Raw genomic sequence first — 22,178 nt, 5'->3', positions numbered from 1 at the left:
CCGGCTGGCGGGGGTTATTCCTGCGTTTCCACCCGTCGGTGGGCGGGTCGCGGGGTGGGCAGGGCGGACCCGGACGAACGTCGCGGAAATGGACGTGGCGCCCGCGGTAGAACTCGGGGGGGCGCCACGGTCGAATACGTCGTCAGCGACGGCTCTCGCCGCTGCCGATCTCCTCCCGCTCGGGGCGGGGCTCGACCGGCGGGTGCCCCGGCGAGACCGGCGCCTCGGCCGGCTTCTCGATCGGGTAGAAGAAGCCCCGGATGGCCGGGCCGAGAGCCCCGAGCCGGTTCATCTTCTTCGGCACCACCCAGCCGACGTAGTCCAGCTCGCCGTGCCCGTCGTGGTCGGCCGCGCTGAGCGGCTGGTGGACCTCGACGAACCGGCCGTCCGGCAGGCGCCGGATGATGCCGGTCTCCACACCGTGGGCCAGCACCTCCCGGTCGTGCTGCTGGAGACCGAGGCACAGCCGGTACGTCACGTAGTACGCCAGCGGCGGGACCACCAGCAGGCCGATCCGGCCCGCCCAGGTCATCGCGTTGAGGCTGATCTGGAACTTGTCCGCGATCACGTCGTTGCCGCCGGAGAGGGTCAGCACCACGAAGAACGACACCGCCATGGCGCCCGCCGCGGTCCGGGCCGGCACGTCGCGGGGCCGCTGGAGCAGGTTGTGGTGCTTGCGGTCCTTGAGGTGCCGCGCCTCCATGAACGGGTAGAACAGGGAGATCGCGACCAGGATGCCCGGCAGCACGACGGTCGGCCAGAACAGCGGCGGGATGACGTACCCGTCGCCGATCGGGATGTTGATCTCCCAGGCCGGCATGAGTCGGGTCGAGCCGTCGAGGAACATGACGTACCAGTCGGGCTGGCTGGCGGCCGAGACCACCCACGCCTCGTACGGGCCGAAGTACCAGATCGGGTTGATCTGGAAGAGGCCACCCATCAGCGCGATCACGCCGAAGACGACCATGAAGAAGCCGCCCTGCTTGAGCGCGTAGCGCGGGAACATCCGCTCGCCGACGACGTTCTCGTTGGTCCGGCCCGGGCCGGGCCACTGGGTGTGCTTCTGCTTGAACACCAGGCCCAGGTGAACGGTGATCAGCGCCACCAGCAGACCCGGGATCAGCAGGACGTGGGCGATGAAGAAGCGGCTGATGATGATCTCGCCCGGGAACTCCCCGCCGAAGACCGACGAGGTGACCCAGGAGCCGATCACCGGGATCGACAGCATGATGGCCGAGGCGATCCGCAGACCGGTGCCGGACAGGCCGTCGTCCGGCAGCGAGTAGCCGGTGAAACCGGCCAGGAAGCCGACCCAGAACAGCAGCGAGCCGATGATCCAGTTCGTCTCACGCGGCTTGCGGAACGCGCCGGTGAAGAAGACCCGCAGCATGTGCACGACGATCGAGGCCATGAACAGCAGCGCCGCCCAGTGGTGCATCTGCCGCATGATCAGACCGCCCCGGACGTCGAACGACAGGTCCAGGCTGGAGGCGTACGCGGCCGACATCGGCGTGCCCCGCAGCGGGGCGTAGCTGCCGTCGTAGACCACCTCGGTCATCGCCGGCTCGAAGAAGAAGGTCAGGAAGACACCGGTCAGCAGCAGCACGACGAACGAGAAGAGCGCGATCTCGCCGAGCAGGAAGGACCAGTGGTCCGGGAAGACCTTGTTGAGCAGCTTGCGCAGCGGCGTGGCCACCTGGAACCGGTCGTCCACCGCTCCGGCCGACTTGGCCGGCACCGCTGCTACGTCGAACTTTCGGCGCTTCATGGCCGCTCCCAGAAGTCGGGGCCGATGGTTTCGGTGTAGTCGGACTTCGCCACGAAGAAGCCCTCCTCGTCCACCTCGATCGGCAGCTGCGGCAGCCGACGGCTGGCCGGACCGAAGATGGGCCGGGCGTTGTCGGTGATCAGGAACTGCGACTGGTGGCACGGGCAGAGCAGCCGGTTGGTCTGCTGCTCGTACAGGCTCGCCGGGCAGCCGGCGTGCGTGCAGATCTTGGAGTACGCCGCGTAGTTGCCCCACATGAAGTCCTGGCGGCCCAACCGCGCATTGGCGTCGCGGGACTCCTGGGCGTCCGTCTCGCGCAGGTGGATCAGCAGGGTCGGCGAGTCGGCGTGCTTGTTGCTCACGCCGTGCTCAATGCCCGGGAAGACGGTCAGCTGGCCACCGGCGCTGATGTCGGCCGGGCGGATCGGCCGGCCGTCCTCACGGACCAGCCGGATCTTGCGGCCGCCCTCGGCCGGCGCGAAGCCGGTGGTGAACATCTGGTTGTTCTTGTGCGGCTGCGAGATCAGGCCACCGATCAGCGGGGCCGCGACGACCGCGCCGACGGGCAGCAGGCCCGCCGCCAGCGAGACGCCGAGCAGCGGACGACGCCGCACGCCCATCTCGTCGGCCATGTAGAGCATGGTCTCCCCGGTGATCTTGCGATCCTCCGGCGCCCCCGGCTGGTCGTGCCGGTCCTGGATCGAGACCTCCTTGGGCAGCAGCTTCTTGCCCCAGGTGAGGATGCCGAAGCCGACGGCCAGGAGCGCGACGCCCAGGGTGACGCCGAGCAGCGGGGTGTACCACTTGTCACCGCCGCGGCCGGCCTCCCACTTCCACGGCCACCAGATGTAGATGACCAGGAAGGCGGTGGCCGCGAGGCCGGTGAGGAGGAAGAAGCTGGCGACCGTACGGGTCAGCCGGCGCTCGGCCTTGCTGCCCGGCGCGACCTGCTCCTCGTAGTGGACGATCTCGATGTCGTCCCGGCGCGCGCCCTCCAGGACGATGTCGAACCGGGACAGCCGGGGGTCCATGACGTCGAGCGGCTCCGGACCCTGCGGGGCCTGGTGCTCGGTGTGGGTGCTCATGCCGTCACCTCGCTACGGGCGGTGCCGACGCACGGCACCACGGCAATGGTACTGACGTTCGACCGGGTCACGACTTGCCCGCAATCCACAGGCTGGCGAAGACCAGCGCGATGATGCCGAACAGGAAGGCCGCCAGACCCTCGGTGGAGGGGCCGTACCGGCCGAGGTTGAACCCACCCTGGTCCTGGTCGTGCTTCAGCGTCTCCTGGATGTAGGCGATGATGTCCGCCTTCTGCTCCGGGGTGATCTGGTTGTCGCCGAACACCGGCATGTTCTGCGGGCCGCTCAGCATGGCGGCGTAGATCTGCCGGTCGCTGGCCGGGCGCAGGCTCGGGGCGAACTTGCCCGAGGAGAGCGCGCCGCCGCCACCACCAAAGGCGTGGCACTGCGAGCAGTTGATCCGGAACAGCTCGCCGCCGGTCGCCAGGTCGGCGCCCTCACGCAGGTGCCCCTCGGGGACCTGCGGGCCGCCACCGAGCTCCTGGACGTACTGGGCGAGCTGGCGCACCTGCTCGTCGGTGAAGACCGGGGGCTTGCGCTGAGCCTGGGCCTCCTGTCGGGCCATCGGCATGCGGCCGGTGCCCACCTGGAACTCGACCGAGGCGGCGCCCACGCCGACCAGGCTCGGGCCACGACCGTCGACACCCTGTGCGTTACGACCGTGGCAGGTCACGCAGCTCACGTCGAACAGCGCCTTGCCCTCGGCGGCGGCGCCGGTCAGCGGCGGGTTTTCCTGCGCCTGCACGCCAGGGGCGAAGACGGTGTAGGCGCCGCCGGCCAGCGTCAGCGCGGCGATCAGCCGGACCGCGGCGCCCAGCCGGCGGCGGCCCCTGCTGCGCGCTACGGGCCGCCCGCGCAGGCGCGCGAGCAGACCGCGTCGGCGGTCGTTGTCAGAAGTCATGACCTGTGTCCTTAACCGGTTGGACCTTGTCTCAGGGGACGGAGCAGCGGCGCGGTTCGTGACGCGCCAAGATCACTGGAGCCAGTAGATCATGGCGTAGAGCCCGATCCACACCACGTCGACGAAGTGCCAGTAGTACGACACGACGATCGCCGAGGTGGCCTGCGCCGGGGTGAACCGGCCCATGGTGGTGCGGATCATGAAGATGATGAAGGCGATCAGGCCGCCGGTCACGTGCAGGCCGTGGAAGCCGGTGGTGAGGTAGAACATCGACCCGTAACCGTCTTCGTTGATCTTCACGCCCTCGTGCACCAGGGTGCGGTACTCGTTCACCTGGCCGAGCACGAAGATGAGGCCCATCACGAAGGTGATCGTGAACCAACGCCGCAGGGCGTGGACGTCGCCCTTCTCCGCCGCGAAGACACCGAGCTGGCAGGTCACCGAGGACAACACCAGGATCACGGTGAAGGTGGTCGCGTAGGGGATGTTGAGGTGCTCGGTGTGCTTCTCCCACTGCTCCGGCGCCGCCGCGCGGATGGAGAAGTACATCGCGAACAGCGCCGCGAAGAACATGAGTTCGCTGGAGAGCCACACGATCGTCCCGACGCTGACCATGTTGGGTCGGGTCAGGGAGTGGATCCGGCTCTTGTCAATGGCTGGGGCCGCAGTCACGCGGTCATTATTGCCCTTGACCGGGGCGGGCGATCAGCGGGGGGCCAAACCCGGGCGAGGGATGGCCCGATCGTGGTGGTCCGGTTCGCCTGGCCTAGCCTGAAAAGCGTGCTGCACGTCGATTCGATCTTCGCCGCGACCTCGGCGGGCCCGTCGGCGGTCCTCGCCGCCGGGAGCGAGGCCGTCCCGCCGCCGTTCACCGTCACCCGGGTCTTCACCGAGACCCGGCTGGACAGCTGGCTCGCCCTCGGGCTGGTGCTGGCCGCCGGGCTCTACCTCTACGGGGTCTACCGGTTGCGGCTGCGCGGGGACGCCTGGCCGGTCCTCCGGACGATCTGCTTCCTCGGCCCGGGCCTGGGCGGCATCGCCGCGGTCACGGTCAGCGGCCTGCACGCGTACGACACGGCGCTGCTGTCGGTGCACATGGTCCAGCACATGGTGCTGTCGATGATCGCGCCGATCTTCCTCGCCCTGGGCGCCCCGGTCACCCTGGCCCTGCGCACGCTGCCGGTACGCCCCCGCAAGCGGCTGCTGGCGGTCGTGCACAGCCGGTTCGCGAAGGTCTACAGCTTCCCGCTGGTGGCGTTCAGCATCTTCGTGGTGAACCCGTTCGCGCTCTACTTCAGTGGCCTCTACCACTACACGCTGGAGCACGCCTGGGCGCACGAGCTGGTGCACGCGCACTTCATCGCCACCGGCTGCGTGTTCTTCTGGCCGCTGCTCGGCCTCGACCCGCTGCCGGGACGGTGGCCGTACCCGGCGCGGGCGCTGCTCATGCTGCTCTCCGTGCCGTTCCACACGGTGCTCGGCCTCACCATCATGCAGAGCACCACGCTGCTCGGCGGCGACTGGTACCCGTCGCTCAACCTGCCCTGGTCGAACCCGTGGAACGACCAGGTGGTCGCCGGCGGCATCCTCTGGGCCGGCGGCGAGTTCGTCAGTGTGACGATGCTCGCGGTGCTGGTCATGCAGTGGATCCGGCAGTCCGAGCGGGAGGCCCGCCGGCTCGACCGCGAGCTGGACCGCCAGGAGGCCCGCGACCGCGCCGCCGCCGCCGCAGCGACCGCGACCCCGGCCCCGGCCCCGGGCAGCCCGGCCTGACCTGCGCCGACGCGGCGTCCGCGCCGCCCGGCCGGGCGGGATGTCGCCTTCGCCACACCGGCGGGTACCATCAGCGGGCAGCTACGAGGTGGGAGCCAGTCCAGCGATGAGCGATCGTCAGTGCACCGTCCTGCTCTACAGCGACGACCCGCAGGTCCGTGACCGGATGCGGCTGGCCGTCGGCACCCGCCCGGCGCCCGGCCTCGAGATCGAGTTCGTCGAGGCCGCCACGTACGCGGAGTGCATCCGGCTGGTCGACGACTACGAGATCGACCTCATGCTGCTCGACGGCGAGGCCAGCCCGGGCGGCGGCATCGGCATCGCCCGCCAGATCAAGGACGACCGGGACGACGCCCCGCCCACCTGCGTGGTCATCGCCCGCTCCGCCGACCGATGGCTCGCCGCCTACGCGCAGGTCGACGCCACGCTGGTGCACCCGCTCGACCCGGTGACCACCGGCACCACGGTCGCCGAACTGCTGCGTACGCACGCCGCCGCCGCCTGAGTCTGCGCGCTCGGCGGCGCCTCCGGCGCCCGGGCTGACGGGCGCCGCCCCCGTCCCACCCGCACCCACGCCCGCTCGGGAGGCCCACCATGGGCGAACGGACCTGGCCGCACCTGCTCAACGCGCTGCTGCGCGGCGACGAGCTCTCCACCGCGGACACCGCGTGGGCGATGGACGAGATCATGACCGGCGCGGCCGCCCCGTCCCAGGTCGCCGGCTTCGCGGTGGCGTTGCGGGCCAAGGGCGAGACCCCCGCCGAGCTGGCCGGCCTGGTGCAGGCGATGCTCGGCCGGGCGGTGCCGGTCGAGCTGCCCGAGGAGCTGCGGCGCACCGCGCTGGACGTGGTCGGCACCGGCGGTGACCTCGCCCACACGGTGAACATCTCCACGATGACCGCGCTGGTGGTGGCCGGCGCCGGGGTCCGGGTGGTCAAGCACGGCAACCGCGCCGCCTCCTCGCTCTGCGGCACCGCCGACCTGCTGGAGTTCCTCGGCGTGCCGCTGGACCTGGCGCCCGAGCAGGTCGCCCGCTGCGTCGAGGAGGCCGGGATCGGGTTCTGCTTCGCCGGCCGGTTCCACCCGGGGATGCGGCACGCCGGCCCGGTCCGCCGCGAGATCGGCGTACCCACCTTCTTCAACTTCCTCGGCCCGCTGACCAACCCGGCCCGTCCCCGGGCCGGCGCGGTGGGCTGCTTCGACGCGCGGATGGCGCCGGTGATGGCCGCCGTGTTCGCCGGGCGGGGCGACTCGGCGATCGTGATGCGCGGCGAGGACGGCCTGGACGAGTTCACCACCGCCGCCCCCACCCGGGTCTGGGTGGCCCAGCAGGGCACCGTCAGAGAGGCCGTGCTGGACGCCACGGACCTCGGGGTACCCCGGTCCACCCTGGCCGACCTGCGGGGCGGGGACGCGGCGTACAACGCCGGGGTGGCCCGCCGGCTGCTGGCCGGGGAGACCGGCCCGGTGCGGGACGCCGTGCTGGTCAACTCCGCCGCCGCGCTGGCCACCCAGGGGCCGCTGGACGGCGATCTGACCGAGGCGCTGCGAGCCGGGCTGGACCGGGCCGCCGAGTCGATCGACTCGGGCGCGGCGGCCGCCGTCCTGGAGCGCTGGGTCGAGGTGGCCCGGACCCGCTGAGCGGGTGGCGCGGGGGAACTGTCGGCGGGGCGTGCCAAACTACACGGGAGTAATTTTCCGCTTTCCGCCGATGGCTCCGATGGTCGTCGGCGGGCACCGGAGCGAGAGGAGACGCCCGTGTCGGACCGCGAGCTCTACTGCGACACCTGCGAGGGCGTGCAGCCGTTCGAGGTCCCGCCCTGCGTCGACGGTCACGACCTCGACTGCCCCGAGCTGGTCTGCACCGGCTGCGGCGCGGCCGTGCTGATCGCCACCTTCACCTTCGGCGCCCCGCAACTCGCGGCCCGCCGCCGGCTCCCCGACCAGCGCCGCGCGGCCTGACCCCACCACTCCCGCCGCCGCTGCCCTCCCCCGCCCTCGTTCCCGGCTCGAGACGACCAGTTCCTGTCGAGGGACGACGTGGCGCCCGAGCAACCCGGCAGGACCGGTTCACCGTCGGCCGTCCCGAGCCCGGTCGCTCCAGGCTGACGGTCCTTGCGGCAGAACGGCCCCTTGCGGCAGAACGGCCCCTTGCGGCAGTCGACCGGCCCGACCGGAGGCAGCGCGGAGTTGCGGACCCTTACCGACTCTGCGGACTCCCCCCGACTCTGTTGCGGGTCCTTTAGAGCTGATGTCGTAAACGACTCAGCGAATCACGCATGGACCTGCTCCACCGCGGCGGCTTCACCGGCATGGTCCACGCCGTCCTGCAGCCCGACGCCCGGCAGGGCCTGCGCGACGGCATCCGCGGCAACGTGCACATGTACGCGGCTCACCGCGACGTCCTGCGCGCCCTGTTCTCCATGGCCCAACTCGACGCGCAGTCGGCGGGGCAGTCCAACGCCTGGAACAAGGCCGCGCCGAAGGCATGAACGGCGCGGAGCAGGCGGCGGGCCACGGCAGGCGGCGCAGGCGCGGCGTTGACTCGTTTACGTCATCAGGTCCAAAGCGCGGCAACTAGGTGCCACCAGGGCTCGCCCACCAGCAACACCACGACCACCGGCATGGCACGCCCACCACCACCAGCACGGGCAAGAGCCCACGGCCGCCGGCCTCCCGACCGCACATACGCGTAGGCCCGCGTCCCGGATCGGGACGCGGGCCTACGGGTGAAGCCGTCGAATCAGTGCTCGGCGGTACGCCGGGTGCCGGTGTAGTACTCGAAGAGCAGGCCGCACGCGGCGAAGATGACCGCGACCAGGCCGACGCCCACCAGCCAGAACTGCCAGTACACCAGGCCCATGCCGGCCACCGCGGCGGCCAGCGCCAGGCCGAACGGCCAGTAGCTGCCCGGGCTGAAGAAGCCGATCTCGCCGGCGCCGTCGGCGATCTCGCCGTCCGGCCGGTCCTCCGGCCGCAGGTCGATGCGGCGGGAGACGAACCAGAAGAAGCCACCACACATCGTGCAGAGCAGGAACGACAGCAGCAGCGCCACCGTGCCGACCCACTCGACCCGGCCGCCGTCGCCGTAGGTCCAGGCGCCGTAGAGCACCGTCACGCCGAACAGGAACGCGCCAATGACCAGGAAGATACGCCACTCGGTCTTCATGTCGGTTCCCTCAGTTCCTCGGGTCGGAGTGCGACTTGTCGGGGTTGAAGGTGGCCACGTTGCGCCGCGTCTTGAACGGCTCGGTGGTCGTGGCGTACGGGTCCTCGCCGATGGCGCTGAGCGCCTCCTGCGTCGACTTGCCGTCCCGCTTGGCCGCCAGGAACTGGTCGTACTTCTCCGGGGAGACGACGCGCAGCTCGAAGTTCATGAAGGCGTGGTAGCTGCCGCAGAGCTCGGCGCACCGGCCGACGTACGCGCCCTCGGACTCGAGCTTGGAGATCTCGAAGACGTTGCGGACGTTGCCCGGCATGACGTCCCGCTTGAACAGCAGCTCCGGCACCCAGAACGAGTGGACGACGTCGCGGCTGGTCTCCTCGAAGCGGATCGACCGGTCGGCCGGCAGGACCAGCACCGGGATGACCTCGCTGGTGCCCAGCACCGACGCCACGGTGTTCGCCTCGGGGCCCTGACCGTCGCGGTAGTTGAACTGCCAGTTCCACTTGAACGCGACGACCTCGACGGTCACGTCCGGGTTCTTCGTGATCCGCACCACGTCGGTCTGCACGACCGCCGTGTAGTAGAAGAGCACGGAGACGATCAGGATCGGCGCGATGGTGTAGAGGAACTCCATCGGCAGGTTGTACCGGGTCTGCACCGGCAGCTCGTTGCCCCGCTTGCGGTAGCGCACGACGCACCAGAAGATCAGGCCCCAGACGAAGCCGCCGACCGCGAGGGCGGCGATGCAGGAGGCGATCCACAGGTCGTACATCCGGTGCGACTCCGGCGAGATGCCACCCTGCGGCCAGCCGAAACCGTCGAACGAGCTGCCGACGTTGCAGCCGGTGAGCAGAACCAGCAGCGCCGCTCCGCCGAGACCGAGCCCGGCGAGCCGACCAGCACCACGCCGCCGGCGCCCACCGGCTCCTGGGGAAGCGCTGTGCCGTACGGCTGAGGGCCGTACCTCCGAACTCCTTGCGACCACCTGGTCCTGCCTCCCTAGCGCGCCGCGGTGGGTTTCCCTGAAGCACCGACGGCAAAGGCGTCACCGACGGTCGCAGATTACTCGACCATGACGGGCTCGACCGTGTTGGGGTCACTGTGCGCCCCCATCGGGGGGCTCGTGGGCATACCGACCCGATAGCGTGGGCTGTCGTGAGCCCTACCCCCGTCTACCTGGACGCGGCCACCGCCGCGCCGCTGCACCCGGTCGCCCGGCAGGCACTGCTGGCCGCCCTCGACGACGGCTGGGCCGACCCGGCCAGGCTGTACACCCAGGCCCGCCGGGCCCGCCAGCTCCTCGACGCCGCCCGCGAGGCCACCGCGGCCACGCTCGGCGTCCGCGCCGACGAACTCTCCTTCACCCCCAGCGGTACGGCCGCGGCGCACGGGGCGGTGCTGGGGGGCCTGGCCGGTCGGCGGCGGGTCGGGGCGACGCTGGTGCACTCGACGATCGAGCACTCCGCGGTGCTGCACGCCGCCGAGCGGCACGTGGCCGGTGGTGGCGCCGCCGTCGCCGTGCCGGTGGACCGGCTCGGCCGGCTCGACCTGTCCGCCTGGTCCGACGCGGTACGGGCCCCCGGGGTCGCGCTGGCCGCGCTGATCGCCGCCAGCCACGAGGTGGGCACCGTCCAGCCGGTGGCCCGGGCGGCCGCCGAGTGCGCCGACGCGGGCGTCCCGCTGTACGTCGACGCGGCCCAGGTGGTGGGGCGGGCGCCGGTGCCGGCGGGCTGGTCGGTGCTGACCGCCAGCGCGCACAAGTGGGGTGGGCCACCCGGGGTGGGGCTGCTGGTGGTGCGCAAGGGCACCCGATGGGAGTCGCCCTGGCCGGCCGACGAGCGGGAGTCGGGGCGTACCCCCGGGGTGGTCAACCTGCCGGCGGTGGTGGCGGCGGCGGCGAGCCTGCGCGCGGCGGCGGCCGACGCCGTGGCCGAGGCGGCCCGGCTGGCGCCGCTGGTGGACCGGATCCGGGCCCGGGTGGCCGCCGAGGTGCCGGACGTGGAGGTGGTCGGCGACGCGAGCGACCGGCTCCCCCACCTGGTCACCTTCTCCTGCCTCTACGTCGACGGCGAGGTGCTGCTGCACGCGCTGGACCGGCGCGGCTTCGCGGTCTCCTCCGGCTCCTCCTGCACCTCCTCGACGTTGCGCCCGTCGCACGTGCTGGAGGCGATGGGGGTGCTCTCGCACGGCAACGTGCGGGTCTCGCTGCACCGGGAGACGACCGAGGCGGACGTCGAGCGGTTCCTGGCCGAGCTGCCCGGGATTGTCGCCGAGCTGCGCGCCGAGGCGGGGGTGGTGGGGCTGTGACCGACCCCACGGAGGTGCTCGACTGCCGGGGCCAGCGCTGCCCGCTGCCGGTCATCGCGCTGGCCCGCCGCCTGCCCGAGCTGCCCGTCGGCGCGGTGCTGCGCGTCCTGGCCGACGACCCGGCCGCCGCCGTCGACATCCCGGCCTGGTGCCGCATGCGCGCCCAGGACTTCGTCGCCGCCCACCCCGACACCACCGCCTACGACGTTCGCCGCACCCACTGACCCCCTCCCCCACCCCCACCCCCACTTCGGGCGCGCGCCCAAGATCCGCAGGGACTGCGCGTCGGGGTCAGGTCAGGTAGGTGAGGATGGCGGGGAGGGGGTCCAGGTCCACGGCGGTGTCGACCACGAGGCGGGGACCGATGATCGGCTCGTACTCGGCGCGGCGGAGCAGGGTCTGGTCCCAGGTCGGGAGCAGCGGGTCGGGCTCGGCAGGCAGCCGCGCCTCGACCCGGCGGCGGTGCTCCGCCTCGTCGCCGCAGTGCACCTCGATCAGCCGTAGCGGCACCCCGGCCCGCTCGGCCAGGTCGTGCCAGAGGCCGCGGGCGCTGGCGACCGGGTTGACCGCGTCGACCACCACGGTCAGGCCGAGTCCCAACTGCACCTCGGCCAGCCCCGCCACCGCCTGGTACGCCGCCATCCCGGGCACGTCGCCGACCAGCCCGTGGTGGGCCAGCGCCCGCTCGACCGGGTCCACCGGCAGCACGGGCGCGCCCAGCGCCGCGCCGACCCGCCGGGCGAGGGTGCTCTTACCCACCGCCGGCAGGCCGGCGAACGCGACCAGGACGGGCCTCACGGCAGCAGGTACGGCCGCACGTCCTCGGCGGCGGCGTCGCCGTACGACTCGGCCAGGCGCTTGACGAAAAGGTCGCGGCGGACGTCGTACTCCTGGGTGCCGACGGTCTCCAGCACCAGGGTGGCCAGCAGCGAGCCGACCTGCGCGGCCCGCTCCAGGCCGAGGCCCCAGGAGAGCGCGGCGAAGAAACCGGCCCGGAAGCCGTCACCGACGCCGGTCGGGTCGACCGCCTGGATCTCCCGGGCGATCGGCACGTGGATCGTCCCGAAGTCGCGGCCGGCGATCTCCGCGCCGTCCTTGCCCAGCGTGGTGACCCGCACCTTCACCCGGTCGAGCAGCTGCTCGTCGGTGAGGCCGGCCTTGCTCTGCAGCAGGGACTTCTCGTAGTCGTTGGTCATCAGGTAGTCGGCGCCGTCGATCAGGCCGATCACGTCCGCGCCGTCCATCCGGGCGAGCTGCTGGGACGGGTCGGCGACGAAGGCGTAGCCGCGCTCCCGGCACTCGGCGGAGTGGCGGATCATCGCCTCCGGGTCGTTGGCGCTGACCAGCACCAGGTCGAGACCGCCGAGGCGCTGGGCCACCGGGGACAGCTCGATGTTGCGGGCCTCGCTCATCGCCCCGGCGTAGAAGGAGGCGATCTGGCACATGTCGGTGTCCGTGGTGCAGACGAACCGGGCGGTGTGCGCCACCTCGCTGACGTGCACCGACTCGCAGTCGACGCCGTGCCGCTCCAGCCAGGAGCGGTAGTCGGCGAAGTCGGCGCCGACCGCCCCGAGCAGCACCGGGCGCAGCCCGAGCTGCGCCATGCCGAAGGCGATGTTGGCGGCCACCCCGCCGCGACGCAGCACCAGGTCGTCCACGAGGAACGACAGCGACACCTTGTGCAGCTGGTCGGCGATGAGCTGGTCGGCGAAGCGACCGGGGAAGCTCATCAGGTGGTCGGTCGCGATCGAGCCGGTCACGGCGATCTTCATGTCAACCCTCGGGGTCGGGAGCAGGGCGCCGGTCAGCCTACCGGTCCGCCCGGGGAGCCGCTCCAGGGTCTTCTCGACAATGCGCCGTCCGCCGCTCATCCGGACGTCACCCCCGACGGACCCGCACAGACGGCGGCGGGGCCGCCCCGAAGGACGGCCCCGCCGGACGCAGGTGCTGGTCGACTCAGCTGAACGAGTCGCCGCAGGCGCAGGAGCTGCCCGCGTTGGGGTTGTCGATGGTGAAGCCCTGGGCGTCGATCCGGTCGGCGAAGTCGATGGTGGCGCCGGCCAGGTAGGGGGCGCTCATCCGGTCGACGACGACCTCGACACCGTCGAAGTCGGTGAGGACGTCACCGTCGAGCGACCGCTCGTCGAAGAACAGCTGGTACCGCAGGCCGGAGCAGCCACCCGGCTGCACCGCGACCCGGAGCCGCAGGTCGTCGCGGCCCTCCTGCTCGATCAGGGCCTTGACCTTCTGCGCCGCGACGTCGGTGAGGACGACGGAAGTAGGGGCCTGGGCCTCGGTCGACTCGGTCTGCGCTGGCGTGGTCACGTGGAAATCTCCCTGCGCGGTATGGGTCCGGACGCACTGGCCAACGTCGCGCGTCGGCCAGTGATTCCCGGTGTGGTCCAGATCCGATCGTACGCCGTCCCGGCCGCCGCGACCCGGGGGCGTGACCGGACCGTCGTCATCCGCGTCGCAGGTCCGCCCGGGAGCACCGACGCCGGACGCCGGCCTGGCGGCGCCCCGGCCGGGTGCTCAGCGGCTCCACTGCCGGGCCAGCCGGGCGCCCAGCGCCCGCAGTCCCTCGGCCGGGCGGCTCATCGCGGCCTCGACGCCGCCGCGTTCCTCCCCGCCGAAGTGCTCCACCAGGCTGTACGTCTCGGTGACGCCGGCCGAGGCGGCCTCCCGCCGCCCCGTGCTCACCCGCCCCGCCAGCACCACGCAGGGCACCCCGCGGTCGCGGGCGGCCCCGGCCACCCCGGCGACCACCTTGCCGCGCAGCGACTGGTGGTCGAAGGACCCCTCCCCGGTGATCACCAGGTCGGTGGCGTCGAGGGCGGCGTCCAGCCCGATCGCCCGGGTCACCAGGTCGATGCCGGACTCGCAGCGCCCGCCCAGGGCGAGGATCGCCGCGCCGAGGCCGCCGGCCGCGCCGCCGCCCGGGAGCGCGCCCAGTCCGGGCGGGCAGCCGGGCAGGTCCCGTTCGAGCACCGCCGCCCAGCGCTCCAGCGCGGCGTCGAGCAGCAGCACGTCCGCCCTGGTCGCGCCCTTCTGCGGGCCGTAGACGTTGCTCGCGCCGTGCAGCCCGAGCAGCGGGCTGTCGACGTCGGTGGCGGCGACCAGGGTGGCCCCGCGCAGCCGGGGCGCGCCGTCGAGGGTGGCGACCGCGGCCAGCGCCGCCCCGCCGTACGGCAGGGCCCGGCCGGCGTCGTCCAGCGGCGTCGCGCCGAGCGCGGTGAGCAGACCGGCCCCGCCGTCGTTGGTGCCGGAGCCGCCCAGCCCGACCACCACCGTGCGCGCTCCGTGCTCGACGGCCGCGGTGACCAGCGCCCCCAGCCCGTACGAGGTGGTCGCCTTCGGGTCCCGCTCGGCGGCGGAGAGCAGGTGCAGCCCGCAGGCCTGGGCGCTCTCCAGGTAGGCGGTGCGGTCGTCGGTGAGCAGGATCTCACCGGTGGCCGGCCGGCCGAGCGGGTCGACGGTCGGCACCGGGATCCGCCGCCCGCCGAGGGCGTCGGCGAGCACCGCGACGAAGCCCGGCCCGCCGTCGGCGAGCGGTCGGATCAGCAGCTCGTCGCCGGCGGCGACGGCCCGCCAGCCCTCGGCGACGGCGGCGGCGACCTCCGGGGCGGCGAGGGTGCCGGCGAACTTGTCCGGACAGAGCAGCACGCGCATGCCTGGCAGTGTGGCAGCCCACACCGGTGGAGGCTGCGCGGCAGCCACGCTGTGGGACCATGGGAGGCGTGACTTCGACCTGGGTGGAACCCTCCAACACCGCCACTGCGCTGCTGCTCCTCGGCCGCGGCAGCGACCCCGCCACCGAGCGTGGCGTGGAGTGTCCGGGCGACCTGCCGGCGCCGAGCGACCCTGACCTGGTGGCCCGGGCGGCGGCGGCCAAGGCCGCGCTCGGCACCAAGGTGTTCGTGCTGGGTCACCACTACCAGCGCGACGAGGTGATCCAGTTCGCCGACGTGACCGGCGACTCGTTCAAGCTGGCCCGCGAGGCGGCGGCCCGGCCGGACGCGGAGTACATCGTCTTCTGCGGCGTGCACTTCATGGCCGAGAGCGCCGACATCCTCACCACGGACGCGCAGAAGGTGATCCTGCCCGACCTGGCCGCCGGCTGCTCGATGGCGGACATGGCGGTGCTGTCGCAGGTCGAGACCGCCTGGGACGTGCTGACCGAGCTGGGCGTCGCGGCGGACACCGTCCCGGTGACGTACATGAACTCCTCGGCCGACATCAAGGGCTTCGTCGGACGCAACGGTGGCGTGGTCTGCACCTCGTCGAACGCCAAGCGGGCCCTGGACTGGGCGTACCAGCAGGGGTCGAAGGTGCTCTTCCTGCCCGACCAGCACCTGGGCCGCAACACGGCGGTGCTGGAGATGGGCCTCTCGCTGGACGACTGCGTGCTGTACGACCCGCACAAGCCCGGCGGCGGGCTCACCCCGCAGCAGCTGCGCGACGCGAAGATGATCCTCTGGCGGGGGCACTGCTCGGTGCACGGCCGGTTCACCCTCGACAGCGTCAACGACGTGCGCGCCCGGGTGCCCGGGGTCAACGTGCTGGTGCACCCGGAGTGCCGCCACGAGGTGGTCACCGCCGCCGACCACGTGGGCTCCACCGAATACATCATCAAGACCATCGAGGCGGCTCCGGCCGGCTCGGCCTGGGCGGTCGGCACCGAGCTGAACCTGGTCCGCCGGCTGGCGCTGGCCCACCCGGACAAGCAGATCATGTTCCTGGACAAGGCGGTCTGCTACTGCTCGACGATGAACCGGATCGACCTGCCGCACCTGGTCTGGGCGCTGGAGGAACTGGTCGCCGGGAGAGTGGTCAACCAGATCACCGTCGATCCGGACACCGCGCACCACGCGCGGGTGGCGCTGGACCAGATGCTCGCCCTGCCGGGCGCGGACACTCCGCCGCCCACCGTCAGCTGATCACCCACGGTCACATCGCTGGTACGGAAACATGCCGGAATCCCCGGTTCGTTCCGTGCCTGGCGATGTGACCGATTCCATTTCCGTCACCGAGGGCTATGCTGCCGGGGCGACGACATGGTGGACCGTTTTGCGCCGGTCCCATTCCGGGTAGCTGAACAGCCGGCAAGAGCTGGACAGCCTGACCCCACCCTCGACACAGCACCACCCGACGCGCGCTGGAGGTTGCGTTGACCGACGACGTCCTGGTCGTACACGGAGGCACGCCGCTGGAAGGGCGGATCCGCGTGCGCGGCGCGAAGAACCTGGTCTCGAAGGCGATGGTCGCCGCCCTGCTGGGCGACACCCCCAGCCGGCTGTTCGACGTGCCGCGCATCCGTGACGTCGAGGTGGTCCGCGGGCTGCTCGGCCTGCACGGGGTCAAGGTCACCGACGGCGCGGAGGAGGGCGAGCTGGTCTTCGACCCGGCCAACGTCGAGAGCGCCAGCACCGACCAGATCAACGTGCACGCGGGCTCCAGCCGGATCCCGATCCTGTTCTGCGGCCCGCTGCTGCACCGGCTCGGGCACGCATTCATCCCGGACCTGGGCGGCTGCCACATCGGGCCGCGCCCGATCGACTTCCACCTCCAGGCGCTGCGCGAGTTCGGCGCGACGGTCGAGAAGACCCCGGAGGGGCTGCACCTGTCGGCGCCGAACGGGCTGCACGGCACCAAGTTCGCGCTGCCGTACCCGAGCGTGGGCGCGACCGAGCAGGTGCTGCTCACCGCGGTGATGGCCGAGGGCGTCACCGAGCTGCGCAACGCCGCCGTCGAGCCGGAGATCATCGACCTGATCTGCATCCTGCAGAAGATGGGCGCGATCATCAAGGTCCACACCGACCGGGTAATCGAGATCCAGGGCGTCAAGCGGCTCAGCGGCTACACCCACCGGCCGATCCCCGACCGGATCGAGGCGGCGAGCTGGGCGGCGGCGGCGCTGGCCACCCGCGGGCACGTCGAGGTGCTCGGCGCCCAGCAGGTCGACATGATGACCTTCCTGAACATATTCCGCTCGGTCGGCGGCGCGTACGAGGTGACCGACGCCCGCGCGCCGAAGCTCGGCGACCCGGGCCAGGAGGGCGGCATCCGGTTCTGGCACCCGGGCGGCGAGCTCAACGCGGTCGCGTTGGAGACCGACGTGCACCCGGGCTTCATGACCGACTGGCAGCAGCCGCTGGTCGTCGCGCTGACCCAGGCCCGCGGCCTGTCGATCGTCCACGAGACGGTCTACGAGCAGCGGCTGGGCTACACCGAGGCGCTCAACAGCATGGGCGCCAACATCCAGGTCTACCGGGACTGCCTCGGCGGCACCCCGTGCCGCTTCGGCCGGCGCAATTTCAAGCACTCCGCGGTGATCGCCGGTCCGAGCAAGCTGCACGCGGCCGACCTGGTCATCCCGGACCTGCGCGCCGGGTTCAGCCACCTGATCGCCGCGCTCGCCGCCGAGGGCACCTCCCGGGTGTACGGCGTCGACCTGATCAACCGCGGTTACGAGGACTTCGAGGCGAAGCTGGCCAGCCTGGGCGCGCACGTCGAGCGGCCGTAACCGAACTCACCTGAGCTCCGAACGAGCGCCCGGTGCACCGTGATGTGCACCGGGCGCCGTCGGTTGGCTACCCTTCACCTCGTGCCGTCGCTGTTTCGCCGCAAGTCCGCCGACCCCGACTCCTCCGCCACCGTCGTGGTGACCGAGGAGCAGTCCTCCACGCGCCCCCGGGGCTACACCCCGAGCAAGAAGGAACTGGGCCGGGAGACCCCGAAGCGGCCGGTCGCCGGTCGTCGCCCCGCCGGGCCGACGAAGCCGCTGACCAAGGAGGAGGCGCGGGAGCAGCGCCGGCTGGCCCGCGCCGAGGCGGCGGCGGAGTTCCGCCGCGAGGGCGGCCCGCGCGACCGCGGCCCGGAGCGGCTGCTGGCCCGCAACGTGGTCGACTCCCGGCGTACGGTCGGCACCTGGTTCTTCGGTGGCGCGCTGATCGTGCTGATCGGCTCCAACCAGGCCATGCCGCCGGCGATCCGGCTGGCCTCGAACATCGTCTGGGGTGCGCTCGCCCTCGGTGTGGTGATCGACTCGATCCTGATCTCTCGCAAGATCAGGAAGCTGGTGCGGGAGCGCTTCCCGAACAGCGGCGAGCGGATGGGCTCGCTCTACCTCTACGCGATCATGCGCTCGATCACCTTCCGCCGGATGCGGGCGCCCGCGCCGCAGGTCAACATCGGCGACAAGATCTGACCCGTACGCTCCCTCCCGAGCCCCTTCCCGCCAGCGCGGGGAGGGGCTCCGGTCATTGCACCCCGGACCGGCGGCGGGCTCAGCCGGTGACCGGGGCCGCCCGGCTCGCCGGGGACCGGTAGAGCCGGGTCACCACCTCCTCGATGTCCGGCTCGACGATCGAGATGTCGCGGAGCGTGGCCAGGCCGGCCAGCCCGGCCACCACCTCCGCCGCGCCGGCCGACTCGCAGGCGTAGACCAGCCGGCGCCCGTCCGCCTCGACCCGTTCCAGCGGCGCGCCGGGCAGCGTCGGCGGGGTGGCCAGCGCGATGTCCAGCTCGGCGACGACCAGCCGGCGGGAGCCGTACCGGCTGTGCAGGGCGGCGATCGAGCCGTCGTGCACCACCCGACCGTGGTCGATCACCACGAGCCGGCGGCAGAGCCGCTCGATGTCGACCAGGTCGTGGGTGGTGAGCACCAGCGTGGTGTCGCCGGCCCGGCGCAGCTCGCCGAGGAAGTCGCGGACCGCCTGCTTGCTCACCACGTCCAGGCCGATGGTGGGCTCGTCGAGGAAGAGCACCCGCGGGCCGTGCAGCAGGGCGGCGGTCAGCTCGCCGCGCATCCGCTGCCCGAGGGAGAGCTGCCGCACCGGGATGTCCAGGAACTCGTCGAGGTCCAGCAGCGCGCGGCAGCGGCGCAGCCGGGTCGCGTGGTCGCCGGCCGGCACCCGGTAGACGTGCCGGAGCAGGTCGAACGAGTCGCGCAGCGGCAGGTCCCACCAGAGCTGGGAGCGCTGCCCGAAGACCACGCCGATGCCGAGGGCCAGCCGGGTGCGCTGGGCGACCGGGCGCAGGCCGCAGACGCGTACCTGCCCGGCGGAGGGAGTCAGCACGCCGGTGAGCATCTTCAGGGTGGTGGACTTGCCCGCCCCGTTCGGGCCGATGTAGCCGAGCGTCTCGCCGCGCTCCACCCGCAGGTCCACGCCGTCGACGGCGGTGACCGTCCGCTTCTCGCGGCGCAGCCGGCCGACTTTGACCCGGACCGTGAACTCCTTGCGCAGCCCCTGCGCGTCGATCACCAGGCTCATGATCCCGTACTCCGGTAGTGGCGGACACCGACGCGCCAGGCCGCCGCCGCGCCGGCGGCGGCGACCAGCGCGACCCCGGGCGAGGCCCAGCCGGCCCAGGCCGGCAGGCCCAGCGGGTCGGCCCGGCCGAGCAGCGCCAGCGCCGGCTGGTAGCTGACGAAGGCGAATCCCATCCCGTACGCGAAGGCCGCGCGGAACCAGCCCTCGAAGATCGTGACCGGGTACGAGGTGAAGTCCCGTCCACCGTAGGTGACCGAGTTGGCCAGCTCCCCCGACTCCACCCAGTAGAACGAGACGGTGGCGGTGGCCACGAAGAGCGAGCCGAAGAAGACCACCCCGGCCAGCGGGGCGACGACGGCCAGCGCCACCCGGCCGGGCGTCCAGTCGATTCCGGCGGTGGCCAGCGCCACCACCAGCACGGCCAGGCCGAACAGCGCCCGGGACAGCTTGCGCAGCGGCAGGTCCATCAGCAGCAGTTGGGGCAGCGCGCCGAGCGGTCGCAGCAACACCGCGTCGAGCAGCCCGGTGCGCACGTACCGGGGCAGCCGCTCGATGTTGCCGACCAGCAGGTCCGCGGTGGCGAAGGCGCAGGAGGAGAGGCCGACCATCACCAGCGTCTCGGGAAGGGTGAAGCCGCCCAGCTCGTGGGTCACCCTGTAGAGCACCAGGACGGTGACCACGTCGAAGACGGTGGCCCCGACGTTGCCCAGCAGGTCCACCACGAACGACGTCCGGTACGCCGTCTGCGACCGCGCCTGCGCCCGTAGCAGCGCCCGGTACGCGGTGGCCGCGCCGCCCGCCTCAGCCACCCTGCACCACCAGCCGCCGTTCGGCCCGGCGCTGCACCAGCCGGCAGGCGGCCAGGATCAGCACCGCCCAGCAGAGCTGGAGGGCGACCAGCCCGAGCTGGGTGACCGGCGGGTCCCGCTCGACCAGCACGTCCAGCGGGGTCTGCAGCAGGCTCGGGAAGGGGGTGCCGAGCCAGAGGGAGAGCTGGAGCGGCTCGGGCAGGAAGCGCAGCGGGAAGTAGAGCCCGGCCAGCACCCCCGAACCGAGCGTCCAGAGGATCATCGGGCCGCGGACGTCCTGCAACCAGTACGCCGTGGCGTTGACCAGGTAACGGCAGCCGAAGCAGAGCACCAGCGCGGTGACCACGGAGACACCGAAGAGCGGCAGGGTCGACCAGCGGGTGGGTAGGTACACGTCGAAGAAGAGCGGGCCGACGAGCAGCGGCGGCAGGAAGCGGGCCAGCACGGCGTACCCGGCGCGGCCCAGGTCGGTGGCGAGATAGCTGGTCACCGGGTGCACCGGGCGGAGCAGGTCGCCGGCGACGTCACCGGTGCGGATCCGGTCGGCCAGGTCGCTCCAGCCCCAGAGCAGGATCACCGCCAGCAGGCCCTGCGCGACCCAGACGAAGGTGGCGAGCTGGGCCCGGTCGTACCCGCCGACGCTGCCGGCGGCCCCGACCGCCGCGAGCAGCACGTAGCAGTGCAGGAAACCGAAGACGGAGTTGGTGACGGCACCGGCCAGCGCGGCCTGACGATAGGTGGCGTATCGTCGGAAGCCGGAACGGGATATCGCCCAGAATGTCCGAAACCATAGGATAACGTTTGAGTCCGTGGGCGGTGCCACAGTGGCGGTGACCGAGCCCACGCCGTTACCCTCCATCCGCAGCCATGCCGTGCCGGGTCGGGCGACTCTACCGGCAGGTGGAGGCCCCGGCACGACAATTTCCAACGAGGTGACACCGCCGTGAGCGAGCGACGCGAGCCGGGCATCGGGCCGCGCCGCACGGGCGGCGACGAGGGCCCTCGATGACGGGCGGCTACCGCGACCGCTGGCACGACCCGGCCGAGCCCTCCTGGGTCGTCGAGCCGACCACCGAGTGGCAGCCGCAGTTCCCCGGCCAGCGCTACCCCGGCGACATCGGCACCCGGCACGTGCCGGCACCGCCCCCGCGCGGGCGGGCCGCCGTGGTCGGCCGGGCCGAGGTGCCGCCCCTCGCCCCGACCCGTCCCGACGGGACGTACCTCGGGCGGTCCTGGGACGAGCACGACGAGGAACCGCCGCGCTGGGGTGGCCACCCCGTCGTCGAACAGCAGCCCCACGCCGACGAGGCGCACCGGCGCGACGACGACCTGTACCGGCGGCCGGCCTCCGACCTGACCTGGCAGCGCGAGCGCCGCCGACCGGAGCCGGAGGCCCCGGCCCCGCGCGCCGCGCGTACCGCCTGGGCCGACCGCCACCCGGAGGTCGCCGACCGGCCACGCGAAGGTGCCGACCGGCCACGCGAGGCGGCGTGGCACCGCGACCGGGGCGCCCCCGACCGGTACGACGGCCGTCCGCAGCGCCCCGCCCCGGGCGTCGCCCCGGTCTCCCCCGGGCCGAGGCACGAGCCGGCCCGTGGCGTCGAGCCCGGCTGGGTGCCCGAACCCGACGAGGCGCCGCCGGCGCGCCGGCCCGGCACCGGGTACGACCGCCGTCCGACCGACGACGGCCGCCGGCGGGACGGTCACGAGCAGTTCCCGGCCGACCGGCGGACCCGCCCCGACCAGGAGGTCCCCGGCCGGTACCGCGAGCCGGACGAGCGCCGCCCGGCGCGCCACGACGAGCGCCCGCCGGCCGCGCACGGATACGACGACCGCCCGCCCGCCCGTGACCACGCCGGCCACCGACCCGGACCGAACGGGTACGCGGACCGGCCCACCCCGAACGGGTACGCCGAACAGCGCCCGGCACCGAACGGGTACGCCGAACAGCGCCCGGCACCGAACGGGTACGCCGAACAGCGGCCCGCGCCGAACGGGTACGACGACGCGCGCCGCCCCTCGTCGCGAGGATCGGACGAGCGCTGGCAGCGCGGGTACGACGAGCGCCGCCACCCCGAGGAGCGGGGACCGTCGCG

The 22,178-nt window shown here is 72.6% G+C and carries 23 protein-coding genes and 1 pseudogene; 11 read left to right on the top strand and 13 right to left on the bottom strand.

The window, feature by feature from the left end; genetic code table 11:
* Window positions 1-142: 142 nt before the first annotated feature.
* The 4 genes from KBX37_RS14320 to KBX37_RS14305 form a co-directional block, all read right to left on the bottom strand.
* Complete coding sequence (locus KBX37_RS14320) at window positions 143-1,768, bottom strand: ubiquinol-cytochrome c reductase cytochrome b subunit (protein ID WP_210776386.1); 1,626 nt, start codon at window positions 1,766-1,768, stop codon at window positions 143-145.
* Entirely contained in the window at window positions 1,765-2,853 is a 1,089-nt protein-coding gene (locus KBX37_RS14315) for a ubiquinol-cytochrome c reductase iron-sulfur subunit (RefSeq protein ID WP_210776385.1), read from the bottom strand. Before KBX37_RS14315 ends, KBX37_RS14320 begins: the two co-directional genes overlap by 4 nt.
* 67 nt (window positions 2,854-2,920) lie before the next feature.
* Window positions 2,921-3,754: a cytochrome c gene (locus KBX37_RS14310; protein WP_210776384.1), complete on the bottom strand. Its 834-nt coding sequence runs from the start codon at window positions 3,752-3,754 to the stop codon at window positions 2,921-2,923.
* Between the two features lie 72 nt (window positions 3,755-3,826).
* Window positions 3,827-4,426: a heme-copper oxidase subunit III gene (locus KBX37_RS14305; RefSeq protein WP_154943958.1), complete on the bottom strand. Its 600-nt coding sequence runs from the start codon at window positions 4,424-4,426 to the stop codon at window positions 3,827-3,829.
* 108 nt (window positions 4,427-4,534) lie between these two features.
* On the opposite strand from KBX37_RS14305, the gene KBX37_RS14300 reads away from it, so the two are divergent.
* The 5 genes from KBX37_RS14300 (at window position 4,535) to KBX37_RS14280 (ending at window position 8,019) form a co-directional block, all read left to right on the top strand.
* Window positions 4,535-5,527, top strand: a complete 993-nt coding sequence (locus tag KBX37_RS14300) for a cytochrome c oxidase assembly protein (protein ID WP_210776383.1) — start codon at window positions 4,535-4,537, stop codon at window positions 5,525-5,527.
* Between the two features lie 106 nt (window positions 5,528-5,633).
* The gene (locus KBX37_RS14295) at window positions 5,634-6,032 is read left to right on the top strand and encodes a hypothetical protein (protein WP_210776382.1); all 399 of its coding nucleotides are present in this window, start codon (window positions 5,634-5,636) and stop codon (window positions 6,030-6,032) included.
* Between the two features lie 89 nt (window positions 6,033-6,121).
* The gene (trpD, locus tag KBX37_RS14290; RefSeq protein WP_210776381.1) at window positions 6,122-7,168 is read left to right on the top strand and encodes an anthranilate phosphoribosyltransferase; all 1,047 of its coding nucleotides are present in this window, start codon (window positions 6,122-6,124) and stop codon (window positions 7,166-7,168) included.
* 117 nt (window positions 7,169-7,285) lie between these two features.
* On the top strand, window positions 7,286-7,489 hold the full coding sequence (locus tag KBX37_RS14285; RefSeq protein ID WP_210776380.1) for a hypothetical protein: 204 nt from the start codon (window positions 7,286-7,288) through the stop codon (window positions 7,487-7,489).
* Window positions 7,490-7,806: 317 nt separating this feature from the next.
* Window positions 7,807-8,019, top strand: coding sequence for a hypothetical protein (locus KBX37_RS14280; RefSeq protein ID WP_210776379.1), 213 nt, complete (start codon window positions 7,807-7,809; stop codon window positions 8,017-8,019).
* A 251-nt stretch (window positions 8,020-8,270) separates the two neighbouring features.
* Here the strand turns inward: KBX37_RS14280 and KBX37_RS14275 are convergent, their stop codons facing one another.
* Both KBX37_RS14275 and coxB read right to left on the bottom strand, forming a co-directional pair.
* Complete coding sequence (locus KBX37_RS14275; RefSeq protein ID WP_210776378.1) at window positions 8,271-8,696, bottom strand: cytochrome c oxidase subunit 4; 426 nt, start codon at window positions 8,694-8,696, stop codon at window positions 8,271-8,273.
* A 10-nt stretch (window positions 8,697-8,706) separates the two neighbouring features.
* Complete coding sequence (coxB, locus tag KBX37_RS14270; RefSeq protein ID WP_210776377.1) at window positions 8,707-9,678, bottom strand: cytochrome c oxidase subunit II; 972 nt, start codon at window positions 9,676-9,678, stop codon at window positions 8,707-8,709.
* A 170-nt stretch (window positions 9,679-9,848) separates the two neighbouring features.
* Between coxB and KBX37_RS14265 the strand changes: the two genes are divergently transcribed.
* A complete protein-coding gene (locus KBX37_RS14265; RefSeq protein WP_210776376.1) occupies window positions 9,849-11,000 on the top strand; it encodes an aminotransferase class V-fold PLP-dependent enzyme in 1,152 nt (383 codons plus the stop codon).
* Complete coding sequence (locus KBX37_RS14260; RefSeq protein WP_088961034.1) at window positions 10,997-11,224, top strand: sulfurtransferase TusA family protein; 228 nt, start codon at window positions 10,997-10,999, stop codon at window positions 11,222-11,224. Before KBX37_RS14265 ends, KBX37_RS14260 begins: the two co-directional genes overlap by 4 nt.
* A gap of 67 nt (window positions 11,225-11,291) precedes the next feature.
* On the opposite strand, the gene KBX37_RS14255 is transcribed toward KBX37_RS14260, so the two are convergent.
* The 4 genes from KBX37_RS14255 to KBX37_RS14240 all read right to left on the bottom strand — a co-directional run bounded on the left by KBX37_RS14255 (window position 11,292) and on the right by KBX37_RS14240 (window position 14,669).
* The gene (locus KBX37_RS14255) at window positions 11,292-11,798 is read right to left on the bottom strand and encodes an ATP-binding protein (RefSeq protein WP_210776375.1); all 507 of its coding nucleotides are present in this window, start codon (window positions 11,796-11,798) and stop codon (window positions 11,292-11,294) included.
* Window positions 11,795-12,772 (bottom strand): carbohydrate kinase family protein, encoded by a 978-nt coding sequence (locus tag KBX37_RS14250; protein ID WP_210776408.1) that lies wholly within the window; start codon window positions 12,770-12,772, stop codon window positions 11,795-11,797. The genes KBX37_RS14255 and KBX37_RS14250 overlap by 4 nt, the downstream gene beginning before the upstream one ends.
* Window positions 12,773-12,956: 184 nt before the next feature.
* On the bottom strand, window positions 12,957-13,325 hold the full coding sequence (erpA, locus tag KBX37_RS14245; protein ID WP_210776374.1) for an iron-sulfur cluster insertion protein ErpA: 369 nt from the start codon (window positions 13,323-13,325) through the stop codon (window positions 12,957-12,959).
* A gap of 207 nt (window positions 13,326-13,532) precedes the next feature.
* Window positions 13,533-14,669 (bottom strand): glycerate kinase, encoded by a 1,137-nt coding sequence (locus tag KBX37_RS14240; protein ID WP_210776373.1) that lies wholly within the window; start codon window positions 14,667-14,669, stop codon window positions 13,533-13,535.
* A gap of 68 nt (window positions 14,670-14,737) precedes the next feature.
* Here KBX37_RS14240 and nadA point away from each other — a divergent pair, with 68 nt between their 5' ends.
* From nadA to KBX37_RS14225, 3 genes are all read left to right on the top strand, one after another.
* The gene (gene nadA, locus KBX37_RS14235) at window positions 14,738-15,937 is read left to right on the top strand and encodes a quinolinate synthase NadA (protein ID WP_210776372.1); all 1,200 of its coding nucleotides are present in this window, start codon (window positions 14,738-14,740) and stop codon (window positions 15,935-15,937) included.
* 230 nt (window positions 15,938-16,167) lie between these two features.
* Window positions 16,168-17,523 carry a UDP-N-acetylglucosamine 1-carboxyvinyltransferase gene (murA, locus tag KBX37_RS14230; protein ID WP_210776371.1) on the top strand — a complete coding sequence of 452 codons (1,356 nt, stop codon included), beginning with the start codon at window positions 16,168-16,170 and terminating at the stop codon, window positions 17,521-17,523.
* Window positions 17,524-17,604: 81 nt separating this feature from the next.
* Window positions 17,605-18,207 carry a DUF3043 domain-containing protein gene (locus KBX37_RS14225; protein ID WP_307849073.1) on the top strand — a complete coding sequence of 201 codons (603 nt, stop codon included), beginning with the start codon at window positions 17,605-17,607 and terminating at the stop codon, window positions 18,205-18,207.
* A 79-nt stretch (window positions 18,208-18,286) separates the two neighbouring features.
* On the opposite strand, the gene KBX37_RS14220 is transcribed toward KBX37_RS14225, so the two are convergent.
* Genes KBX37_RS14220 through KBX37_RS14210 form a run of 3 tightly spaced genes read right to left on the bottom strand, consistent with a single transcriptional unit; the run spans window position 18,287 to window position 20,926 of the window.
* Window positions 18,287-19,273 (bottom strand): ATP-binding cassette domain-containing protein, encoded by a 987-nt coding sequence (locus KBX37_RS14220; protein WP_210776369.1) that lies wholly within the window; start codon window positions 19,271-19,273, stop codon window positions 18,287-18,289.
* Window positions 19,270-20,082: an ABC transporter permease gene (locus KBX37_RS14215; protein WP_210776368.1), complete on the bottom strand. Its 813-nt coding sequence runs from the start codon at window positions 20,080-20,082 to the stop codon at window positions 19,270-19,272. Before KBX37_RS14215 ends, KBX37_RS14220 begins: the two co-directional genes overlap by 4 nt.
* Window positions 20,075-20,926 carry an ABC-2 family transporter protein gene (locus KBX37_RS14210; protein WP_210776367.1) on the bottom strand — a complete coding sequence of 284 codons (852 nt, stop codon included), beginning with the start codon at window positions 20,924-20,926 and terminating at the stop codon, window positions 20,075-20,077. Before KBX37_RS14210 ends, KBX37_RS14215 begins: the two co-directional genes overlap by 8 nt.
* A gap of 161 nt (window positions 20,927-21,087) precedes the next feature.
* Between KBX37_RS14210 and KBX37_RS14205 the strand changes: the two are divergent.
* Window positions 21,088-22,178: pseudogene (locus KBX37_RS14205) on the top strand (hypothetical protein); the annotation flags it as partial.

This window comes from Micromonospora sp. U56, from assembly GCF_018070095.1.
GTDB classification, from domain to species: Bacteria; Actinomycetota; Actinomycetes; order Mycobacteriales; family Micromonosporaceae; genus Micromonospora; species Micromonospora purpureochromogenes.
The sequence above is the reverse complement of the archived record's forward strand: the minus strand, read 5'-3'. Positions and strand labels throughout refer to the sequence as shown.